An 18,989-nucleotide genomic window follows, 5' to 3' on the forward strand; every position below is an offset into this window, starting at 1 on the left:
GAGGTCTGTCCGGTCCGGGCGCGCGTTCATGCGGGCTCCCGCAGCGCGGCCGGCAGCAGGATCGGTTTCAACGTCTCGAAGCTGCGATTCGCCTCGTCGTAGTCCTCGGGCCGACCGATGTCCAGCCAGTAGCCGTCGAAGTCGTAGGCGGCGGGCGGGTTGCCCTGGTTGATCAGGTCGATCATCAGCTGGTCGAAACCGAACGCGATGCCGCTCGGGTACGCCGCGATCGTCTGCCTGCTGAGCCCGTACACGCCCATGCTGACCCGGTAGTCCAGGGTGGGTTTCTCGTTGAACTCGACGACCTTGTCCCCCTCGACGGCGAGGACACCGAAGTCGACCTTCACCTTGCGCCGGAAGGTCGCCACGGTCACCGGGGCGCCCGAATCGGTGTGGGCCCGCAGCAGGTCGGCGTAGTTGAGGTTGGTCAGGATGTCGCCGTTCATCACCAGGAACCGCTCTGGCAGCCGGTCGCGCATCGTGAACAGTGGTCCGACGGTGGACAGCGGAGTCCGCTCCTGCGCGTAGTCGACCGACAGTCCGTGCCGCGAGCCGTCGCCGACGAACGCCCGGATCAGCGAGCCGTGGTGGTTGATCGCCATGGTCACGGTCCGGAATCCGCAGACGGCCAGCTGGTGCAGGACCACGTCGAGGATCGCGAAGTGCTCGCCGATCGGCACCAGTGGCTTGGGCAGCGCCGTGGTGTACGGCCGCAGCCGTACCCCTTTGCCGCCCGCCATGATCACGACATGCATGTCGTCCACTGGTGTACCCCTTCGGTTATTTGAGATGATTTGAGACTAGCAGCGCGTTAGGCACCGATTGTCGGTATTGACGATGACCGACGGCCGGCCGTGACCGGCGCGCGATCGCGCAGAGCACCACGAGCGCCAGCGGCAGCGCCTCACCGAGATAGAAGGCCAGGATGTTGTCCAGGTCGGCGGTGACCAGGATGACCGTGATCGCGCACAGTGGCAGGCAGAGCAGCTTCGCCGCGAGGGCGTCACGACGCCTCGCCTGCGCGTAGTACCGGGTGGCGAACCGCAGGAACAGTCCGAGGAACACGAACGACAGCAGGCCGCCGGCCGGACCGAAGTTGAGGATCGCCTCGCCGGTGACGCCGAAGACCCGTTGCGACCGCAGGCCGGAGTCGTACACGCCCGGCCCGTACAGCACGTCGGTGCCGACCGCCGACTTGCTCCGCACCTGCTCGGCGCCCACGCTGCCCGGCACCAGCAGTAGCGGCGCGGCGACGTAGGTGCTCCCGTAGCTCCAGCCGGCGGCACCAGCGCGCTGCCGGTCCAGCAGCAGCGCCTGAACGTCCGCCCGACCCAGATCGGCCAGCAGCACCGTCGGCAGGTCACGGCCGGTCTCCGCGGAGACCTCCTCGACGGTACGGGTGCCCTTGGCGATGTCGACGACCTCCACCCCGGCGCCCTTGTAGAGCCCGTACGCGTACACGAACATCACCACGGCCGCCGCCGAGGCGACGAACGCCTTGCGGCTGATCGGCCGCACCAGCAGGTGCACCAGGACCAGGCCGAGCACCAGCGGCCACAGCACCGCCGACCGGCTGCCCCGCAAACCGCCTACCAGGAACTGGACCGCGACCAGGCCGACCAGCAGCAGCAACACCAGGTCGACGCGGCGGCGCAGCAGCTGTCGCCAGCGCACCAGGACCAGGCAGAACAGCAGCAGCGGGAAGGACTCGCTGATCAGCAGCAGCCAACCCAGCCCGGCGAACGCCTCGCGGTCCTGGGTCATCGCGGTGAGGAAGCCGCCCGGTCCGCCGAGCAGCACCACCTCGACGCCGAACGCCAGGACACCGATGACGACGGCGACCAGGGCGACCGACTGGTAGCGCGCCGGGTCGAGCCGGGGCGCGGACCGACGCGGACCACGGCCGGGCAGCGACAGGACCAGCCGGTAGACGGCCAGCCCGGCCATGTTCAGCAGCGCCATCGCGCCCAGCGCTGATCGCCAACCGGACGCCGACGGGTGCAGCAGCGCGGGCCAGTAGTCCACCAGGACGTGCAGCACCGGCGCGAGGTAGTAGAAGTGGACGCCGAACAGGCCGAGGATCGCCTGCGGGTCGAACACGTCGCGCCGGCGCAGCAGCCACTCGAAGGCGTCGACGCCGATCAGTACGCCGCAGACGGTGACCGGGATCAGGAACCAGTGCCGCAGCCGGGGATCCACGCAGGCCAGCACCGCGCTGGCGGTAGGGATCAGGGTGGCGGCCAGCAGCCAGCTCGTCGCCGCCGTACGCGCGTCGTCACCCGGGCCACGACCGGTCACGGTGTCCACTAGGCGCCCAGCAGCCCGATCCGCTCGTCCAACGCCCGCCACAGCAACCGCGAGTAGGTGGCCGAGATGTGGTTGCCGTCGCGCAATGTGACCACGTTGCCGACCAGCGCCGGGCAGACCGTCGACGTGCAGAACCACGGGGTCGGGTCAACGACCCTGGCACCCTGGACTCGCACGGCGTCGGCGATCATCTGCCGTCGACGGGGCTCCAGCACCACGTCGGACACCGCACCGTGACAGGTCCGCGCGTCGGTCAGGTGCAGCGCCAGGCAGTCGACCACGGTCGCCGGCAGCCACGGTACGTCACCGATCAGCACCACCTCGCTGCCGGTGGACCTGATCGTGTCGATAGTCCGGGCCCAGCCGTCGGTCCAGACCTGATCGCGGTCGGGGTAACCGCCGACCGGGTCACCGAAGGTGTAGTTGGTCGACGAGGTGATCACGATCGCGGGTCGCAACTCGCCGATCCGTCGCAGGGCCTGCTCCCGCCACTGGACGCACTCGTCGTACGGCCGGTTGACCGAGTCCAGGTGGAAGCGCACCGACGCGGCGCTGCAGAACCCCTTGACCATGACGACCAGTCGCCAGCCGCGCTCGTCGGCCAGCCGGCGCACCGCCGGGAACCAGCTGCCCGCGTGCGAGTCGCCGAACAGCACCATCGTCTGCCGCGCGGCCGGGTCGCCGTACTCGCACGGGTGGTCGGTGCCGGTGTCGGTGATCCGCAGCACGACGCAGCCGTCGTGGAACACGGCCGGAATGTCGGTGGTCACCTCGGGCAGCGGCGGGGTCAGGTTGGCCGGCACCGGGCCGGCCTCGGCGCTTGCGGCGACCAACCGGGCCAGGTCACGCTCGACGTCGGTCGAGGCGGCCAGCGTGGCCGCGGTGTCGACCGGCCGGCCCGGCCCCACCAGCGTCGGTTTCGTCGCCAGCGCCGGCACCGCCACCGCGACGACGGCGGCGGACGCCACGGCGGCCAGGCCGATCGTGCGCCACGGCCGGACCGTGCGCCGGCGCCGCCGCAACGGGGCCTCGACGAGCAGGTACGTGCCGGCGGCGGCGACCAACGCACCGCCGACCAGGCCCAGGTTCTGCCAGATCGTGCCGTGCCCGCCGAGCAGGGCCGCGCCGATCACCAGGAACGGCCAGTGCCACAGGTACCACGAGTACGACAGCCGGCCGATCCACTGCATCGGACGTAGCGCGAGCAGCCCGCCGGCCCCACCGCTGTGTGGCGCGCAGCCGGCGGCGATCACCAGCGCCGCACCGGCCACCGGCAGCAGCGCCGGGTAGCCCGGGAACGGGGTGGTGCTGTCGAACAGCAGGGCCGCCGCCAGCACGGCGGCCAACCCGGTCCAGGCCATGGCGGCGGCGAGCCGGGCCGGGAGCCGCGACGCGGCGCCGGCTCCGAGGGCGATCAGCACGCCGGCCAGCAACTGCCAGGCCCGCGCCGGGGAGCCGAAGTACGCGTACCCGGGCGATGTGGCGGTCAGCCAGACGCAGAGCGTGAAGGAGAGCACGGCGACGCCGGCCACGACAGCGGACACCAGCCGCAGATCGCCCGGACGCCACCAGGACCTGGCCTGCCGCCAGCGCAGCAGTCGGGGCAGGCCGAGCAGCGCGAGCAGCAGCAGCGGCCAGCACAGGTAGAACTGCTCCTCCACCGCCAGCGACCAGTAGTGCTCCAGTGGCGACTCCCGGCGCATCGTGTCCAGGTAGTCGACGCTGTTGCGGGCCAGCAGGAAGTTCACGCAGTACGCGGCGCTCGCGATCGCCTGGGTGGCGATCCACTGCAGTTGCAGCGGCAGCCACCACCAGGCGGCGATCAGGGTGGTGAGCAGCACCAGGACGGCGGCGGGCAGCAGCCGCCGGGCGCGCCGGGCGTAGAAGCCGAGGATGGAGATGGTGCCGTCGGTGGCGTACTCGCGCAGCAGCACCGAGGTGACCACGAACCCGGAGATGACGTAGAAGACGTCAACGCCGACGTAGCCGCCGCCGAACAGCGGGACGCCCGCGTGGTAGAGCACGACGAGCAGTACCGCGACCGCACGCAGCCCTTCGATGTCCCGCCGGAACGTGCCGTGCCCCCGGCCGCCGATGATGACCGGCCGGGCCGGCCCCCGAGCCGCGCCCTCGGCCGCCCCCGGCGGCTTCTCCCGGACCGGAGCGGTGGTAGCGGTGCCGGCCGCATTGGCCGCGCGCCCCGGCACGCCCGTCGTGGCCAGCTCGGAACTGGTCATCCGCTGCGCACCCACTCTCCGAACCCTGACAGGTACGGACAGTTCTATCAGTGCTTTTTGTGGCAAGAGCGATGTTTGCCGAATTAACTCATGAAAGCGGAAAAATCACCCAAGGATGATGAAGCGGCGCACCTGCTGGTCATCTGCTGGCCGGCTCCGGATCCGACTGCTGCCGTACGGTGGTCATCGGCACCGCGCCGAGTCGCGCCCAGTCGTGGCTGATCTCGGCGGCGGTGCTCAGCAGGCGCGGGAGGTGCTCGCCGGTCAGCTTCTCCATCGACGTCTCGGCGGCGTGCACGGTCACGTTCACCGCCGCGACGACCCGGCCGTCACCGTCGCGTACCCCGGTCGCCACCGACCGGATGCCGGCGGCCAGATCCTGGTCGGCGGCGGCCCAGCCGCGGGCCCGGACCTCGCGCAGCACCCGGTCGAGCTCGGCGCGGTCGGGCCGCCAACGCGGGGTGATGCCGGACCGACCGGGTTGGGCCAGCGCGGCGGTCAGCTCGTCCGGTTCGAGCGCGGCGAGCAGCACCTTTCCCATCGAGGTGGCGACCGCCGGGAACCGGGTGCCGATGGTCACCGCAAGGGTGACGATCTTGGGTACGGCGACCCGGGTGACGTAGACGATGTCGCTGCCGTCGAGCTGCGCCATTGACGTCGACTCGCCGGTCTGCCCGACCAGCCGCTGCATGTGCGGGCGGGCCACGTCCCAGATGCTCAACGCGTTGACGTAGGTCATGCCGAGTTCGAGCACCCGTGGGGTGAGCGAGAACCCCCGGTCCGGGCTGCTGCGCACGTACCCGAGCTCGTCGAGGGTGAGCAGGATCCGCCGTACGGTCGGACGGGCCAGCCCGGTGGCCGCCGCGATCTCACTCAGCGTCATGGTGGGGCGGCCCGGCGGAAAGCAGCGCAGCACGTCGAGGCCACGGGCCAACGCCTCGATGAAGTCTGCTCCGGCCTCGCGCGCCACGGCGGCCCTCTCTCGGTGGTGATCGGCGGTCCGCCCCGGCGGGCGGTCGACCCGCCGGGGCCCGTCAGACGGTCAATGCTTCCATTGGGCGCTGCCGGCGTCCCACTGGGTGTAGGTGTACGGGTTGTCCAGCACCTTGGTCTCTGGGATGTCCGGGTTCATCCCCTTGGTCCAGGCGTCGTCGCCCATCTCGGCGGTGAGGTGCTCAATGGTGCGCGTCACGGCGGCTCGGGCGGCGGCCAGGTCGACGTCGACGAGGCGGTGCTCGTGCTTGACCAACCGGCCGTCGATCACCACGCTGTGCACGTCGCCGCGCTGGGCCTGGAACGCGACATGGCCGTACGGGTGCAGGACCGGGAACATCACCGGCGAGGCCTCGTTCTTGATCAGCACCACGTCGGCCTTGCGGCCCGGGGTGAGCGCACCGACCAGGCTGTCCATGCCGAGCGCCCGCGCCCCGCCCCGGGTTGCCCAGTCGACGACCTGCTCGGCCCGCAGGTGGCAGTGGGTGACGGTCTCCTGCCGGCCGTGCGCCTCGAGGTGTTCGCGGGAGCGGTCGGCGCTGAGCGTGGCGCGCATCGCGGAGAACAGGTCGCCGCTCCACCAGACGCTGGTGTCCATCGACAGCGACACCGGGATGTCGTGCTGGCGCAGCTGCCAGGTGGGTGGGTAGCCCTGGCCGGCGCTCTGCTCGCTCTCGGTGGAGACCGAGGCCGATCCGCCGGTGGCGGCGATCCGGTTGTACGAGTCGCGGTTGAGGGTGGCGGCGTGCACGTAGACGGTCGACTCGGTCATGAAGCCGTTCTCGTGCATCAGCCGGATGCCGTCGTCGTTGGTGGCACCCCAGACGCCGGCGTGGGTGGTGACCGGCACGCCGAGCTCCCGGGCCACCTCGAAGGCGGCCTTCTCCGGGAAGGTCGGGTCGCCGGTGACGTCGAAGGCCATCTGGAAGCCGAGCATGTCGCCCCGGCCGTGGATGCGGCGGGTGACGAAGTCGCGGAAGTCGGGGCTGGTCGCCCACTCCCAGGGACCCTGCTGCAGGTTGCCGTAGGCCAGGACGAACCGGCCGGGGACGGCTTCCAGGGCGTCCACGGCGGCGTCGGCGTGCTGCGGGGTCTGCAGCCCGTGTGACCAGTCGACGGTGGTGGTGACCCCGGCGTCGATGGCCTCGATCGCGGCGAGCAGGTTGCCGGCGTACACGTCCTCGGGTCGGAAGAGTTTGCCGGATTCGAGGTAGTACCAGACGAAGTACTGGGTCAGCGTCCAGTCGGCCCCGTACCCGCGCATCGCGGTCTGCCACATGTGCCGGTGGGTGTCGATCATGCCGGGCATGACGATGCCGCCGGCCGCGTCGATCTCCAGCGTCCCGTCCGGTACGGCGAGCGCCTCGCCGACCTCGGCGATCCGGTCGCCGACGATCAGCACGTCGGCGCGGGGCAGCACCGTGTGGCTGTCGTCCATGGTCAGCACCAGGCCGTTGCGGAAGACCACCGGCCGGCCGGCCGCCGCGCTCCGCTGCGCGTCTGTGCTCATCAGCGCCTCTCCCATCCGCTCCACAGGTTTTCGGACCACTGTCCGCTAGACGGTCAATCACGATTCCTGCCAGTGTGTTCCGGGTCACGAGCGACGTCAAGAGAAGATTTCAAACTTGTTTCACCCCAACCTTGAGTAGCTTGAACAGGAAGTTTGCTGAGAGCTTGTCGGTGCGGGTTGACACGCCTGGGCCCGCGACCGAGACTCGATTCTCGGACGATCGTCCGCTGTACGGGCATGAGGGAGGCGACCAGAAGATGACCGAGCACCACCCGCCGGGGGCCGACGCGCGACCAGCCGGCGGCACCGGGCCGCTGCACGGGCTGCTCGTCGCCGACTTCTCCCGGATCCTCGCCGGCCCGTACGCCACCATGCTGCTCGCCGACCTCGGCGCCGAAGTGATCAAGGTCGAGGGGCCGGGCGGCGACGACACGCGTACCTGGATGCCGCCGACCCGCGACGGCGTCTCCACGTACTACCTGGGGATCAACCGCAACAAACGGTCCATCGCCCTGGACCTGAAGGACTCCGACGACCTCGACGTCGCCCGCCGGCTCGCCGACCGGGCCGACGTCATGATCGAGAACTTCCGGCCCGGCGGGCTGCGCCGGTTCGGCCTGGACTACGACAGCGTCGCCGAGCGCAACGCCAAGATCATCTATGCGTCGATCAGCGGATTCGGCACCGGTGCCGGCGCCGCCTACCCCGGCTACGACCTGATGGTGCAGGCCGTCTCCGGGCTGATGAGCCTCACCGGCGACCCCGACGGGTCGCCGTACCGGGCCGGGATCAGCGTCTTCGACGTGATGTCCGGGCTGCACGCCAGCATCGGCATCCTCGCCGCGCTGCACCACCGCGACACCACCGGCACCGGCCAGCACGTCGAAGTCAACCTGCTGTCATCGGCACTGTCCGGGCTGGTAAACCACAGCAGCGGGTACGTCGCCGGCGGCGTGGTGCCGTTCCGGATGGGCAACGCCCACCCGAGCCTGTTCCCGTACGAGCCGCTGCCGGTCGCCGACGGCGAACTCATCGTCATCGCCGGCAACGACGGGCAGTTCCGCAAACTGTGCGAGGTGCTCGGCGTACCGGAGCTGGTCGACGACCCCCGGTTCGGCCGCAACCAGGACCGCACCGCCAACCGGGAGGCGCTACGCCCGCTGCTGGTCGAGCAGCTGATGAAACGCACCCGCGACGAATGGTTCGACGAACTGCTCGCCGCCGGGGTGCCGTGCGCACCGATCAACACCATCGACGGCGGAGTGGCGCTCGCCCAGCGCCTCGGCCTCGACCCGGTGGTCACCGTCGGCGACGGCGCGGCGGCCGTGCCCGGCATCCGGCACCCGATCACCCTGTCGCAGACCCCGGCACGCTACGCCGCGCCGCCGCCCGCACTCGACGAACACGGTGAGGAGATCCGCGCATGGCTGACGAGCAGCTGAGCTTCCCGACCTCGATCGGCACCTCCGACCGGACCACGATCCGGCTGCTCGGCCAAAACCTCGCCGAGGACCTGATGGGCAAGGTCGGCTTCGGTGAGCTCGCGTACTGGCTGGTCGCCGGCCGCCGACCCACCCCCGGGCAAGTCCGGGTCCTCGAAGCGGTCCTCGTCGCGCTGGCCGACCACGGCTTCACTCCGACGGCGATCGCCGCCCGGCTGACGTACCTCAGCGCCCCCGAGTCGCTGCAGGGTGCCATCGCCGCCGGGCTGCTCGGCGGCGGCTCCCGCTTCCTCGGCGTCACCGAGGACTGCGGCCGGTTCCTCGCCGACGTCCTCGCCGGGCTCGACACCCACCCCGACGACGACGCCGGCTGGGACGAGGTCGCCCTGGCGGCGGTACGCGACGCCCGCGCCGCCAAGCGGCTGCTGCCCGGCCTCGGCCACCCGGTGCACAAGGACGTCGACCCGCGTACCCCGGTGTTGATCCGCATCGCGGACGACGAAGGGCTGCGCGGGCCGCACCTGCGGCTGTTCGAGGCGATCGGCCGGGTCCACCCGCAGGTGCTCGGCCGTACCCTGCCGCTCAACGGCGCCGGGGTGTGCGGTGCCGCGCTCGCCGACCTGGACCTGCCGGTCGACCTGCTGCGCGGCTTCGCCCTGCTGGCCCGCACCGCCGGGCTGCTCGGCCACCTCGCCGAGGAACGCCGCAACCCGCTCGGCATGGACATCTACCGCACCGTCGACCGCAACGCCCGCTACGTCCCCCCTGCCACCTCCTGATCCCCACTCTTGGAAGGAGCGGCCATGGCCAGCATCGTCGCGGTCATCGCCTCCACCCACCACCCGTTCTACTACCGGGCCACCACCGCCACCGGGGAGGACCGGCCACCCTTCGCCGACGAGTGGCAACGCAAGATCCTCGCGTTCCGGGAGACCCTCACCAAGGCCAACCCGGACGTGCTGGTGATGGTCGGCTCCGACCACTTCCACCAGCTGTGGCTGGACAACATGCCGCAGTTCCTGGTCGGCAAGGCACCGTTCTACGACGCCAACTGGTACAACGAGGAACGCGAGTTCGGCCTGCCCCGGATGCTACTCAAAGGCCAGGAGGACCTGTCGGGCCATCTGCTGCGGGCCGGCCTGGACGCCGGGTTCGACCTGGCGTTCAGCAACGAGCTGCGGATCGACCACAGCATCACCTGCCCGATCATCACCCTGCGGCCCGAGGCCGACCTGCCGATCGTGCCGATCTACACCAACATCTTCGCCCCGCCGCTGCCGCAGCCGAAACGCTTCGTGCAGCTCGGCGCGGCGATCCGGGACATCGTCGAATCGTGGCCGAGTCACCTGCGGGTGGCGATCATCGGCACCGGGCACCTGTCGCTGGAGCTGGGCGGGCCCCGCCAGTTCGGCCCGCACGGCCCGGACCCGGAGTTCGACCAGCGGGCGGTGGAGTGGATCGCCAACGGTGACCTGGACGGCTGCCTCGCCGAGGTGACGCTCGACAGCCTGCACTCCCCCGGCAACGCCACCCACGGCTTCATGGACTTCATGCTGATGATGGGCGTCGCCGGAGCCGGTGCGAAGGCGCACCACGTCGACACCCTCGACCTGTTCCACACCATGGAGGCCTACTTCACCTGGTACCCGAACGGAGCGCCGGCATGAGCAAGTACCTTGTGGACAAGTTCCTCTACACCGTCGACCGGGACCCGGAGCTGGTCGAGCGCTACCGGTCCGAGCCAGCCGAATTCGTCACCTGGTGGGAGACGGAGCGGGCGAACTCCGTACTGAACTGCCACACCGGCGAGGCCAGCACCTGGCTGCGCTTCACCGACGACGAACGCGACGCGCTGGCCAGCCACGACCACGTCCGGCTGTTCGAGCTGGGCGCGCACCCGTTCCTGACGTTGACCCTGTTCATCGCCATGTTCGAACGCGACCACGACGAGCCGTTGGCCTACCAGAAGCAGTACGGACTGCGGCTGGCCCACTTCTCGTTGCCGTACCCGGACATCGCCACCTGATGGCCACGACGGACCTGATATCGGCGGCCGTGCTCACCGGGTACGGCGAACCACCGGTCGTGCAGCGCCGGCCCCGGCCGACGCCGGCCGCCGGGCAGGTGCTGGTCCGGGTCAGCGCCGCACCGATCACCCCGCTGGACCTGCTCTGCGCCTCCGGCAGCTCCTACCTGGGCCCGCCGGCCCTGCCGTACGTGCCCGGGGTGCAGGGCGTCGGCACCCTCGCCGACGGCTCCGGGGTGTGGTTCCCGACCCGCGCCGGGATGGCACCCGGCGACGGCGGCCTCGCCGAGTACGCCGCCGTGGCCGTCGCCGACCTGGTGCCGCTGCCCGACGGGGTGGACCACCGGCTGATCGCCGCGCTCGGCTACTCGGCGGTCGCCGCCTGGTCGGCGCTGACCCTGCGGGGTGGGCTGCGCCTCGGGGAGGACGTGCTGATCCTCGGGGCCAGCGGCACCGTCGGGCAGGCCGGGGTGCAGATCGCCCGGCTGGCCGGGGCCCGCCGGATCACCGCCGCCGCCCGGTCGGCCACCGCCGCCGAGCGGCTACGGGCCCTCGGTGCCGACGCGGTGGTGCCGCTGCGCGCCGACGACGACGTACCCGGGCTCGCCGACCGGCTGCGGGAGGCCGCCGGCGGCCCGGTCGACCTGGTCCTCGACCCACTGTTCGGGGTGCCGGCGGCAGCGGCGTTGCAGGTGCTGCGGCTCGGTGGCCGGCTGGTCAACCTGGGCAGCTCGGCCGGGGCAACCGCTCCGATCGACTCGGCCACGCTGCGCGGCGGCTCGCTGCGGGTGCTCGGCTACACCAACAACGAGCTGACCGGGCAGCAGCGGGCGGCGGCGGTCGCCGCGATCGCCGGCCACGCCCACGCCGGCCGGTTGACCGTCGACCACCAGGTGCGGCCGCTTGACGAGGTGACCGACGCCTGGCAGGCCCAGTCCGACGGGTCGGCCGGCGCCCGGATCGTCGTCACCCCGTAGGCGCCTGTGCCACCGTCAGACCGTGGTCTCCTCGGCCGGGGTGGTGAAGAAGGTGGCGAGGACGGTCAGAGCGGTACGCGACCCGTCGGGCACACCGTCGAGCACCGAAGCCGAGCCGCGGCCGGCCAGTGCGTCGGTCACCTCGGCGGCCGGCGGGCCGGCGGTCGCCGCCCGGGTCGCGGTGAGCGTCGCGGTCAGCGTCACCGATTCGTCGGAGTTTAGCTCGAATACGCCACCGCCGTCGCCGCCAAGTTCGAGACGCTGGCGTACCTGGGCACCGAACTTCTGCGCCACGGCCGCCGCGATGAGCAGCCCGTACGCGGTCGCATAGCTGGTCGCCTCGGGGTCGGCCGGGCGGTCGACGCCCAGCGGCAGGAAGATGTCGCGTTCGTGCAGCCACGAGTCCCACAGCACGTGCAGCGCCTGCACCGTCCAGTCCATCGGCCCGTACGGCAGGACGACGTCGAACCGGTCGTCGCGGGCCAGCCGGTCCCGGGCCACGGCGAATGCCTTCTCCGTCGTCGTGGCGAGCCGGTCGAGGGTGTCCGCCGGTGACTCACCGGCCGACGCCGCCAGCCATTGGCGAGGGGTGGTCCGGGGGTCGAAACCGGCCGTCACGTCGAACATCCGGTCACCCGGGCCGGCGGCGACCGCGCCGGTGACGTCGCCCAGGTGCCGGACGGTGTCCTGCACCGACCATCCGGGGCAGCGGCTCGGCGCGGACCACTGTTCGGGGCTCAGACTCCGCAGATCGTCGCAGAGCCGCCGCCGCTGAGCGGCGAAGACGTCGAGCAGCCGCGCCGGATCCAGATCGGACCGACCGGCGGTCCGCAGCAGCAGCGTGTGTGGTGGGCTGTTCCCGGTCATCGTCGCGTCCCCTCCAGTCGCCGAAGGCACAGCATATTCCGGAGTTGGTCCATCAGGGATCGACGGTCGAGGCGGATGCCTAGCCGGGCGGCGACGCGGTGGTGACCATGGCGTCGACCTCGCGTAGCAGCGCGTCGTAGCCGGCCGGGCTGGGCTGCTCGTCGCTGACCAGGGCGACGGTGAGCAACGTCTGTACGGTGATGTTCTCGGCGGTGGCCGGCAGCGTCTCGTGACGGCCGAGCGCGGCAAGCAGCAGGTTCTCCGCGATGACCGGGTCGACCATGGTGCGGTCGGGGTCGAAGCGTTCCCGGACGCTGGCCACGAACCGGATCACCGCGCCGTGGTCGTCGCGGCGGAACCGCCGGTCGGCGCAGAGCACGAACAACGCGCTGAGCAGGTCAAGATAATGCTGGCGGTCGGCTTCGGTGAACCGCTGCACCCAGCGGTCGTGGGCGTGCACCTGCCCGGCCATCAGATATGTCAGCGCCGCCACCGGCTGGTTGGTCGTTACCGGCTTCTTGGTCGTCACAGGCGGATCTCCCGCTTCACGTTGTTCCACAATGTCTGGCGGAACACCTGCCAGCGGGTCCGGAACCGCAGGTGCCAACGGTTGGCGGCCACTACCGTCGCCGCCATCCGAGTGCCGATGGCAAGGGCGTCCCCGTTGGGGCTGGCTATCGGCCGCACCGCAGCCAGCCGGGCCGTCCGGGCAGCCGGCGGATCGGCACCGGTGTCGAGGGCGTCGACGTAGCGGTCCACCGCGCCGGTGCCGACGCTCAGACTGACCTCGACGTCACGCAGTCGGCTCAGCGCGACGGCCAGCCGGTCGGCGGTCGTCTGGGCGTGCGGGTGTTCGCTGCGGTGCAGCCGGTCAGCGGCATATGTGAGCCGTTGCCGCAGGTCAGGCAGCTGGGCGGCGGCGTGCGCAGCGTGCTGGCGAGCGGTCCGCAGGCCGTACAGAATGGACGCTACCGCGACCGGCCGGCCACCCGGCAGCTGCGGGCGGCCGGCGCTGACCGCATCGAACACTTCACCGTACGCCTCCCACGCTTCGTGCAGTGCGGTCTGGTAGCGGTCGGTGGCGAGTCGCGCGTCCGGGTGCCGGGTGCCGTCGAGCTGCTCCTCGGCGTGGGTGACGGTGGTCTCCATTGCCAGGGCGACGGTCCGCAGCACGTCGATCATGTCGGCGGCCACCTGTAACGCCTGCCCGTCAGCGGTGTCGGTCCGCTCAACTGGTGCGTCGGTCATGCCGACCTCCGCCACCAGGTGAACCGCGCCGGGTCGGCGTCGGTGGTCCGGGTCGGGTCGAGCAGGGTCGCGCCGGGCCGACGGAACGGCAGCCGGTGGTAGCGGGCCAGGGTCATCTCGGCGGCGGCCAGGTCGGCGCAGGGGCCGGGCCGTCCGCAGCCCAGACAACACCCGTTGTACGCCGATGTGATGTGCGTGTCGACGGCCTGTTGCGCCGCGACGACCCGGTCGCGGGCGTACGCCGTGTAGACGGCGCCGCTGGCGGAGGCGGTCACCGGCTGTCCGTCGGGTCGGATCTCGGGGTGCTGTCGTTGGCGGTCGGGCAGCGTGGTGGCGGGTCGGGGGTCGGATATCACCGGTCGGTGCCTCCCGTTCAGGCGTGGAGAGGGCGCACCTGGTCAGCCGGCGGGGGTTGCCGGCCGACCAGGCTCCTTGCGGGGAACCAGCTCCGGGTTTGCAGACCTGGGAACCGGTCAATGGGAGCTTTGCACACCCGGATGCACCAAGCAAGACACCGAGGCCAACTTTGTACATCTGGTCGCACAGAGCTTTGCTGTAGTAGCTGTGTCTTGTCGTACATAGCTGGGCTGTGATCCAATGGCGGGGCAGACCTGGGAGTCCAAAATGCCCGTGAAGCCCAAGTGGGAACAGCTCGTTGATCATCTCCGCTCGCAGATCGAGTCCGGCGAGCTGGGCCCAGGTGATCAGCTGCCGTCAACGGCGCAGCTACGCGAACAGCACAACGTGTCCACCACAGTGGTCCGCCGCGCCATCCTCATGTTGCAGATGCAGGGCATCGTGCAGGGCGTACACGGGCTTGGTGTGTTTGTCGCCGACCGCGACGACGCCGCCGGCTCGTAGCGCTGGCGTGCCCACTGCCGGCTGTCGCCAGGAGGGCCAGTGACCGTAGCGCCGCAGTGGAAACAGGTCGCGGACGACATCCGGGCGCAGGTCGAGTCCGGTCAACTGCCTCCCGGCGATCGACTGCCGCCCACCGACCAGTTACGGGAACAGCACCGGGTCGCGACGTCGGTCGTCCGCCAGGCCATCCTCGCCCTGCAGGCGGAAGGTGTGGTCCGAGGCGTACCCGGGGTAGGCGTGCTAGTTGCTGACCACGAGGGAACCGTCATTGTCGTCAACCCGGCGGTTTGACGACAATGACGGTTCCCTCGTGCTGCCGATGCCCAGTTCGGCGGCCGACGATAGGCTGCGCCGATGCAAGATCCAGCGCAACCATCGACGCAGTTGCCGGCCCGGCCACTCGTACGCCGCGCGACACCGGCCGACGCTCCCGCCCTGGTGCGGCTCCGGGCGGTCATGCTGCAGGACATGGGCGCACCGGTCGGCGACGAGACGGCCGAGTGGCGGTCAGCGGCCCTCGACTGGTTCACCCGGTCGCTCGGCGACCCTGAGATGTTCGCGGCGTTCGTGGTCGACGACCCACAGCACGGCATCGTCAGCAACGCCGTCGGCCTGTGCGACCGGCACGCCCCCTCCCCCGGCAACCCGGGCGGGCTGCGCGGCCACCTGTTCAACGTGTGCACTGAGCCGGCCCATCGTGGCCGCGGCTACGCCCGTGACTGTGTGCGGGCCCTGCTGGACTGGTTTGCCACGGACACCACGGTCAGCGTCGTCGATCTGAACGCCACGGCGGGCAGCGGCAACCTGTACCAGTCGATGGGTTTCGCCCCGTCACGCCACCCGGCGCTGCAACTTCGCCGCGACCAGATGAGTGCGCCAGCACCAACTGCCCGCTGAACATCCCACGCGTCCTGCCGGGTCTCCGGCACCCCATCGCTCCCGGTGAGGTGATGCCACAGATGCATCTTGATGCACCTGTGGCATCAGACTCGGCCTGCATCCCCGACCCGACAATCAATGTCGGTCAACGCTGACCAGGCTACAGATTCGACAGGTACGCATTCAGGCTCTTGACTGCTTGGTGAGTCAGGATCGCTGCTTCCTCGACGTTGGCGCGGGACAGCTCCGACCAGGTGTAGATCTCCTGCGTACGGTCCTGCCGGCCGCCGGCGAGCAGTTGTGCCACGCCGAGCTGACTCGCCCGCATCGCGTTCGCGACGTTCGCCAGCTTCACCTGCTGCGTCTCAATCTCGTCCAGCAGCCGACGCAGCTGTTGCAGGTAGGAGCCGGTGCTTCCGCCGGCCCCACCACCGCCGCCCCGGCTCGCCGGGCCGCCGATGGTGATCGTACGGTCGCCGCCGCCCCGGCTCCGGTGGCCGGGATAGCGGCGGCGGACGCTGCTCAACGGTCTCGCACCGCCACCACCAGCGCCGGAGCCGCCCGAGGTCGTGCCGTCGCCCGCCCGAGCCTCACGTCGCCGGTCCAACACCGTGTTGACGAACCCCTTGCCGACAGCACCGAGAGCATGACCGATGAAGGCACCAGCGATGGCGACCGGCGCGGGCGGCAACCCCCATCGGGTGGCGGCAAGCCCGATCAGTGCGCCCAGCCCGGCACCGAGTTGCTGGACCAGCGTCCCGCTGCCTTCCTTGGCCACCTCGTGCTTGAAACGCGACGCGAACGAGCGGTCCGGTGTCGAGCGCTGATGTGCCTGCCGGCGGTACCTCATGACGCCACGATCGGATCCAACGCGGCGCAGGCCGCCGAGATCATCAAGGGCAGCACTTCCGCCACCTCACGCGCCAAGGACTCGGCTGTCAGGTTGAGTGGCTCCCCGCCAGCAGCGACGTGCTCGGAGTCATCGGCGTAGAAGGCGCACGCGGTCCACAGGTCGGGATGCAGGAACGAGAACGACCACTGGGCATACACATCGCTCGACACGGCGACGAGGGGTTGGTCGCCGATGCCGATGCGGTGCTGGTGAGGGGCGTCCGGTGTGGAGCCGAGGCCCTGGGCCAGCGGCAGCAGCTTGTGCCGGCTGAACACCGGCCGCAGGTCGCCGTCCGGGTCGAACTCGACCAGCAGACCCCGAGCGATCAGGTCGTCGACGTACCGGGCGGCCTGCGGCTCCGGCTTCGGTGCGGTCTCCAGCATCCGCACCAGCGACTCCCGGTTGACCGACAGCTTGGCGTGCCGGTCCGGGTAGAGGAACGCCGCCGCCCACACCGCCGCCTCGGTCTCGGTCAACTCGACCAGGTCGTCGCCGAGGTGCACCTCGTAGCACTCCGGCGTCGGGTCCGGCGGTCGAACGTACCGGTAGCGCGGACCCATGCTCAACCCGGCGGGCACGATCACAGTCGACATACCGCCCAGTCTCCCAGCCTCAGCCAAGCCGACGCCGGCGGCCAGAGCCTGGCCCAGCCCGCCGGCACCGGCGGGTCGGGCGACTCGTCAGGCCGCCATCTTCGCCACGTCGTACGCCTCGACGAAGTCCCGTGCCGCTGGCACCTGGTCAGCCACCTGACCAAGGTCGGCCCGCAACCCAGCGAGCCGCTTGCGGCCACGCCCGGACTTCAGCTCGGCGATCTCCGGCAGCGCGTCCAGCGCGACGGTGCCTGCTGCGGTGGAGTCGCCCTGCTGGTGCAGCGCGATCGCCAGGCTGACCTTGCCGAGAATCTGGTTCCGCCGATAGACCGGATCGTGGTGCGCCAACCGGGCTTGCAGGCAGGGAACCGCCCGCTCGGGGCGACCGAGCGCCATCTGCGACAGCGCCTCCACCGCATTGACCTCGTTGTCGTTGACGAACCTGATGTAGAGCGGGTCGTCGTCGCTGGGGCCACGGTCGTACGCGGTCTTTGCCCTGGCCAGGGCTCGGCTGGACTCGATGCCGTCGCCCATCAGCGCGGACGCGTGCGTGGTCCGCAGGTGCAGCAGGCTGGTCAGTCGAGGGGTCGCCCACGGGCCGGAGATGCGTCGGGCTGCCTCGGCGATCTGCACAGACTCGACCGGCCGCACCTCCCTGACCAGCATCGCCATGACCACCATGGCGTGGACCTCAAGGTGCGGATCGTCGCGCAGCCGGGCGCGGACGATCGCCTCCTGCAGGTAGCGGCGCGACTCGGCACGCCGCTCCGCGTCCAGCGCGAGCCAGCCGATCCAGGCCTCCAGATCGCCGAGATTGCTCTGCACCGCATCGCCGACCTGCCGGGGATAGGTGGCCTCCCTATCCCAGCGGGTCAGCCGCCGGTGCATGGCGATGGCGATGTCGCAGAGCCTGCCGCCACCGGCCGCCGCGTCGGCCCGCTCAAGGCCCGCGATGGTGGCCGACACCTGCTGCAGGTGCTCCATGCTCAGGTGCTGCGGTACATCGGGCGCGGTGACCCAGTCTCGCAGCGGGCTGGCGATGCCCAGGCCCGCCAGAGCGGCATTGATCGTGAACGCACGCCGGTCCGTAAGATCACCTCCATTGTCGTCCCCCGATGTAACGGTACCGCCCCAATCGTCGATGTCCAGAGATCGGTTTTCCGGCTCCCCGGCGAGCAGGGCATCGAGTTGATCGACCGAGGTGCCGAGCGCTTCCGCGAGTCGTGCTCGGGTGTACGGTTGCGGCTCGGCCTTACCCCGCTCCCACCGGGCAACGGTGGTGCGATCGACCTGCAGGCGCTCGGCCAGCCCTTCCTGGCTGAAGCCGGCCGCCCTGCGCCTCCTGATGAAACTGTCCCGCCGTCCGGTCAACTGGACGCCCTCCCGTCGCGGCCCGTGTCCACGGTGCACACAAGTAACGCAGATCGGAAAGATCAATTCAACGGTCTGTCGACAACTCGCACGCGCCACCTTCGTGGAATTTCCACGGCCCTCCACCGACGAATGGCACCCAGCTCTTCGGAAACTCCGTACCGGATGGCAAGCTTTCTGGGGCACCATGCCACGCATGGACGACGACACCAGCATCGACGGACTCGCGCCGGTCACGGTGGTGCGCAACGGCGAGATACGCGCAGCGGGACGGCGGCTCGACGACGTCATCGTCTACGACTGGGGCTTCCGGCTCAACGGACGGCACCACGAGCAGCGCAGCTACGTACTGCTCGATGACGGGTTCCAGATCAACCAGCCGGTGATCTTTCCACCGGCGCAGCAAGGGTGGTGGTACTGCGACCTGGTCCGGGTGTCAGGCACCGACACCGAGATCGTCGTCGACGACCTATGGATCGATGTCATCGTCGGACCACCCGACCATCCATACCGGGTGCTCGACCTCGACGAGTACGCCGCAGCGGCCAGAGATGGCGCGTTGACGCCGGCCGAGGCGGCCGACGGGCTCGTCCGTACCCAACGCTTCCTCGACCGCCGGCTGAACCGACGCCACGAGACCCTGCGGACCTGGCCCGACTTCCCGCCGGAGACCGTCACCAGGCTCGCCGCCCTGCGTTTCGACCGCAGTTGGACCCGACTCACCTCGCCACGTCATGCTCCTCGGCGAAGTCCCGCGCCCTGAGGCGGCGTGCAGCGCGGCGTCGT

At 70.5% G+C, this 18,989-nt stretch carries 21 protein-coding genes; 9 read left to right on the forward strand and 12 right to left on the reverse strand.

All coding sequences use genetic code 11. The features are described 5' to 3' along the window. Positions 1 to 26 precede the first annotated feature (26 nt). The 5 genes from ACN27J_RS11955 to ACN27J_RS11975 all read right to left on the reverse strand — a co-directional run bounded on the left by ACN27J_RS11955 (position 27) and on the right by ACN27J_RS11975 (position 7,047). Positions 27 to 755, reverse strand: coding sequence for a sugar phosphate nucleotidyltransferase (locus ACN27J_RS11955; RefSeq protein WP_421372211.1), 729 nt, complete (start codon positions 753 to 755; stop codon positions 27 to 29). Positions 756 to 780: 25 nt separating this feature from the next. Next, a complete protein-coding gene (locus tag ACN27J_RS11960) occupies positions 781 to 2,298 on the reverse strand; it encodes a hypothetical protein (RefSeq protein ID WP_421365998.1) in 1,518 nt (505 codons plus the stop codon). An 8-nt stretch (positions 2,299 to 2,306) separates the two neighbouring features. Continuing rightward, positions 2,307 to 4,544, reverse strand: a complete 2,238-nt coding sequence (locus ACN27J_RS11965; protein WP_421365999.1) for an acyltransferase family protein — start codon at positions 4,542 to 4,544, stop codon at positions 2,307 to 2,309. 139 nt (positions 4,545 to 4,683) lie between these two features. Continuing rightward, positions 4,684 to 5,514, reverse strand: a complete 831-nt coding sequence (locus ACN27J_RS11970) for an IclR family transcriptional regulator domain-containing protein (RefSeq protein ID WP_421366001.1) — start codon at positions 5,512 to 5,514, stop codon at positions 4,684 to 4,686. A 72-nt stretch (positions 5,515 to 5,586) separates the two neighbouring features. Next, positions 5,587 to 7,047, reverse strand: coding sequence for an amidohydrolase family protein (locus tag ACN27J_RS11975; protein WP_421366003.1), 1,461 nt, complete (start codon positions 7,045 to 7,047; stop codon positions 5,587 to 5,589). Between the two features lie 257 nt (positions 7,048 to 7,304). Between ACN27J_RS11975 and ACN27J_RS11980 the strand changes: the two genes are divergently transcribed. From ACN27J_RS11980 to ACN27J_RS12000, 5 genes are read left to right on the forward strand one after another with little or no spacing between them, the layout of a single operon-like run. Beyond that, on the forward strand, positions 7,305 to 8,489 hold the full coding sequence (locus tag ACN27J_RS11980) for a CaiB/BaiF CoA transferase family protein (RefSeq protein ID WP_421366004.1): 1,185 nt from the start codon (positions 7,305 to 7,307) through the stop codon (positions 8,487 to 8,489). Further along, positions 8,471 to 9,268, forward strand: coding sequence for a citryl-CoA lyase (locus ACN27J_RS11985; RefSeq protein ID WP_421366006.1), 798 nt, complete (start codon positions 8,471 to 8,473; stop codon positions 9,266 to 9,268). Before ACN27J_RS11980 ends, ACN27J_RS11985 begins: the two co-directional genes overlap by 19 nt. 24 nt (positions 9,269 to 9,292) lie before the next feature. Next, positions 9,293 to 10,156, forward strand: a complete 864-nt coding sequence (locus ACN27J_RS11990; protein WP_421366008.1) for an extradiol ring-cleavage dioxygenase — start codon at positions 9,293 to 9,295, stop codon at positions 10,154 to 10,156. Continuing rightward, positions 10,153 to 10,515 (forward strand): hypothetical protein, encoded by a 363-nt coding sequence (locus ACN27J_RS11995; RefSeq protein WP_421366010.1) that lies wholly within the window; start codon positions 10,153 to 10,155, stop codon positions 10,513 to 10,515. Before ACN27J_RS11990 ends, ACN27J_RS11995 begins: the two co-directional genes overlap by 4 nt. After that, positions 10,515 to 11,492, forward strand: a complete 978-nt coding sequence (locus tag ACN27J_RS12000) for a quinone oxidoreductase family protein (protein ID WP_421366012.1) — start codon at positions 10,515 to 10,517, stop codon at positions 11,490 to 11,492. Before ACN27J_RS11995 ends, ACN27J_RS12000 begins: the two co-directional genes overlap by 1 nt. Positions 11,493 to 11,507: 15 nt before the next feature. On the opposite strand, the gene ACN27J_RS12005 is transcribed toward ACN27J_RS12000, so the two are convergent. The 4 genes from ACN27J_RS12005 to ACN27J_RS12020 form a co-directional block, all read right to left on the reverse strand. Beyond that, complete coding sequence (locus ACN27J_RS12005) at positions 11,508 to 12,359, reverse strand: maleylpyruvate isomerase family mycothiol-dependent enzyme (protein ID WP_421366013.1); 852 nt, start codon at positions 12,357 to 12,359, stop codon at positions 11,508 to 11,510. Between the two features lie 79 nt (positions 12,360 to 12,438). Then, entirely contained in the window at positions 12,439 to 12,888 is a 450-nt protein-coding gene (locus ACN27J_RS12010; RefSeq protein WP_421366014.1) for a hypothetical protein, read from the reverse strand. Further along, positions 12,885 to 13,607 (reverse strand): hypothetical protein, encoded by a 723-nt coding sequence (locus tag ACN27J_RS12015; protein ID WP_421366015.1) that lies wholly within the window; start codon positions 13,605 to 13,607, stop codon positions 12,885 to 12,887. The genes ACN27J_RS12010 and ACN27J_RS12015 overlap by 4 nt, the downstream gene beginning before the upstream one ends. Further along, positions 13,604 to 13,963: a hypothetical protein gene (locus tag ACN27J_RS12020; RefSeq protein WP_421366016.1), complete on the reverse strand. Its 360-nt coding sequence runs from the start codon at positions 13,961 to 13,963 to the stop codon at positions 13,604 to 13,606. The genes ACN27J_RS12015 and ACN27J_RS12020 overlap by 4 nt, the downstream gene beginning before the upstream one ends. Positions 13,964 to 14,231: 268 nt before the next feature. Here ACN27J_RS12020 and ACN27J_RS12025 point away from each other — a divergent pair, with 268 nt between their 5' ends. The 3 genes from ACN27J_RS12025 (at position 14,232) to ACN27J_RS12035 (ending at position 15,365) form a co-directional block, all read left to right on the forward strand. After that, positions 14,232 to 14,468 carry a winged helix-turn-helix domain-containing protein gene (locus tag ACN27J_RS12025; protein ID WP_421366018.1) on the forward strand — a complete coding sequence of 79 codons (237 nt, stop codon included), beginning with the start codon at positions 14,232 to 14,234 and terminating at the stop codon, positions 14,466 to 14,468. A gap of 39 nt (positions 14,469 to 14,507) precedes the next feature. Next, complete coding sequence (locus tag ACN27J_RS12030; protein ID WP_421366020.1) at positions 14,508 to 14,759, forward strand: winged helix-turn-helix domain-containing protein; 252 nt, start codon at positions 14,508 to 14,510, stop codon at positions 14,757 to 14,759. A gap of 63 nt (positions 14,760 to 14,822) precedes the next feature. Next, positions 14,823 to 15,365, forward strand: coding sequence for a GNAT family N-acetyltransferase (locus ACN27J_RS12035; RefSeq protein ID WP_421366021.1), 543 nt, complete (start codon positions 14,823 to 14,825; stop codon positions 15,363 to 15,365). A 142-nt stretch (positions 15,366 to 15,507) separates the two neighbouring features. Here the strand turns inward: ACN27J_RS12035 and ACN27J_RS12040 are convergent, their stop codons facing one another. The 3 genes from ACN27J_RS12040 to ACN27J_RS12050 form a co-directional block, all read right to left on the reverse strand. After that, entirely contained in the window at positions 15,508 to 16,197 is a 690-nt protein-coding gene (locus ACN27J_RS12040) for a hypothetical protein (RefSeq protein WP_421366023.1), read from the reverse strand. Beyond that, entirely contained in the window at positions 16,194 to 16,832 is a 639-nt protein-coding gene (locus ACN27J_RS12045; protein ID WP_281551063.1) for a hypothetical protein, read from the reverse strand. Before ACN27J_RS12045 ends, ACN27J_RS12040 begins: the two co-directional genes overlap by 4 nt. 87 nt (positions 16,833 to 16,919) lie before the next feature. Further along, positions 16,920 to 18,419 (reverse strand): helix-turn-helix transcriptional regulator, encoded by a 1,500-nt coding sequence (locus ACN27J_RS12050; protein WP_421366025.1) that lies wholly within the window; start codon positions 18,417 to 18,419, stop codon positions 16,920 to 16,922. Between ACN27J_RS12050 and ACN27J_RS12055 the strand changes: the two genes are divergently transcribed. Beyond that, positions 18,400 to 18,966: a DUF402 domain-containing protein gene (locus tag ACN27J_RS12055; protein WP_421366027.1), complete on the forward strand. Its 567-nt coding sequence runs from the start codon at positions 18,400 to 18,402 to the stop codon at positions 18,964 to 18,966. The genes ACN27J_RS12050 and ACN27J_RS12055 overlap by 20 nt on opposite strands. The last annotated feature ends 23 nt before the right edge of the window (positions 18,967 to 18,989 follow it).

It is taken from the genome of Solwaraspora sp. WMMB762, assembly GCF_049179115.1.
In the GTDB taxonomy this organism is placed as follows: Bacteria; Actinomycetota; Actinomycetes; order Mycobacteriales; family Micromonosporaceae; genus Micromonospora_E.

What these genes read in the sequence shown, in the direction of transcription:
- ACN27J_RS11955 (WP_421372211.1), bottom strand. Translation starts at nt 755, where the DNA reads ATGCATGTCGTGATCATGGCGGGCGGCAAAGGGGTACGGCTGCGGCCG.
- ACN27J_RS11965 (WP_421365999.1), bottom strand. Translation starts at nt 4,544, where the DNA reads ATGACCAGTTCCGAGCTGGCCACGACGGGCGTGCCGGGGCGCGCGGCC.
- ACN27J_RS11975 (WP_421366003.1), bottom strand. Translation starts at nt 7,047, where the DNA reads ATGAGCACAGACGCGCAGCGGAGCGCGGCGGCCGGCCGGCCGGTGGTC.
- ACN27J_RS11980 (WP_421366004.1), top strand. Translation starts at nt 7,305, where the DNA reads ATGACCGAGCACCACCCGCCGGGGGCCGACGCGCGACCAGCCGGCGGC.
- ACN27J_RS11985 (WP_421366006.1), top strand. Translation starts at nt 8,471, where the DNA reads ATGGCTGACGAGCAGCTGAGCTTCCCGACCTCGATCGGCACCTCCGAC.
- ACN27J_RS11990 (WP_421366008.1), top strand. Translation starts at nt 9,293, where the DNA reads ATGGCCAGCATCGTCGCGGTCATCGCCTCCACCCACCACCCGTTCTAC.
- ACN27J_RS11995 (WP_421366010.1), top strand. Translation starts at nt 10,153, where the DNA reads ATGAGCAAGTACCTTGTGGACAAGTTCCTCTACACCGTCGACCGGGAC.
- ACN27J_RS12000 (WP_421366012.1), top strand. Translation starts at nt 10,515, where the DNA reads ATGGCCACGACGGACCTGATATCGGCGGCCGTGCTCACCGGGTACGGC.
- ACN27J_RS12005 (WP_421366013.1), bottom strand. Translation starts at nt 12,359, where the DNA reads ATGACCGGGAACAGCCCACCACACACGCTGCTGCTGCGGACCGCCGGT.
- ACN27J_RS12015 (WP_421366015.1), bottom strand. Translation starts at nt 13,607, where the DNA reads ATGACCGACGCACCAGTTGAGCGGACCGACACCGCTGACGGGCAGGCG.
- ACN27J_RS12025 (WP_421366018.1), top strand. Translation starts at nt 14,232, where the DNA reads ATGCCCGTGAAGCCCAAGTGGGAACAGCTCGTTGATCATCTCCGCTCG.
- ACN27J_RS12035 (WP_421366021.1), top strand. Translation starts at nt 14,823, where the DNA reads ATGCAAGATCCAGCGCAACCATCGACGCAGTTGCCGGCCCGGCCACTC.
- ACN27J_RS12040 (WP_421366023.1), bottom strand. Translation starts at nt 16,197, where the DNA reads ATGAGGTACCGCCGGCAGGCACATCAGCGCTCGACACCGGACCGCTCG.
- ACN27J_RS12045 (WP_281551063.1), bottom strand. Translation starts at nt 16,832, where the DNA reads ATGTCGACTGTGATCGTGCCCGCCGGGTTGAGCATGGGTCCGCGCTAC.
- ACN27J_RS12055 (WP_421366027.1), top strand. Translation starts at nt 18,400, where the DNA reads ATGGACGACGACACCAGCATCGACGGACTCGCGCCGGTCACGGTGGTG.
- ACN27J_RS12050 (WP_421366025.1), bottom strand. Translation starts at nt 18,419, where the DNA reads ATGCTGGTGTCGTCGTCCATGCGTGGCATGGTGCCCCAGAAAGCTTGC.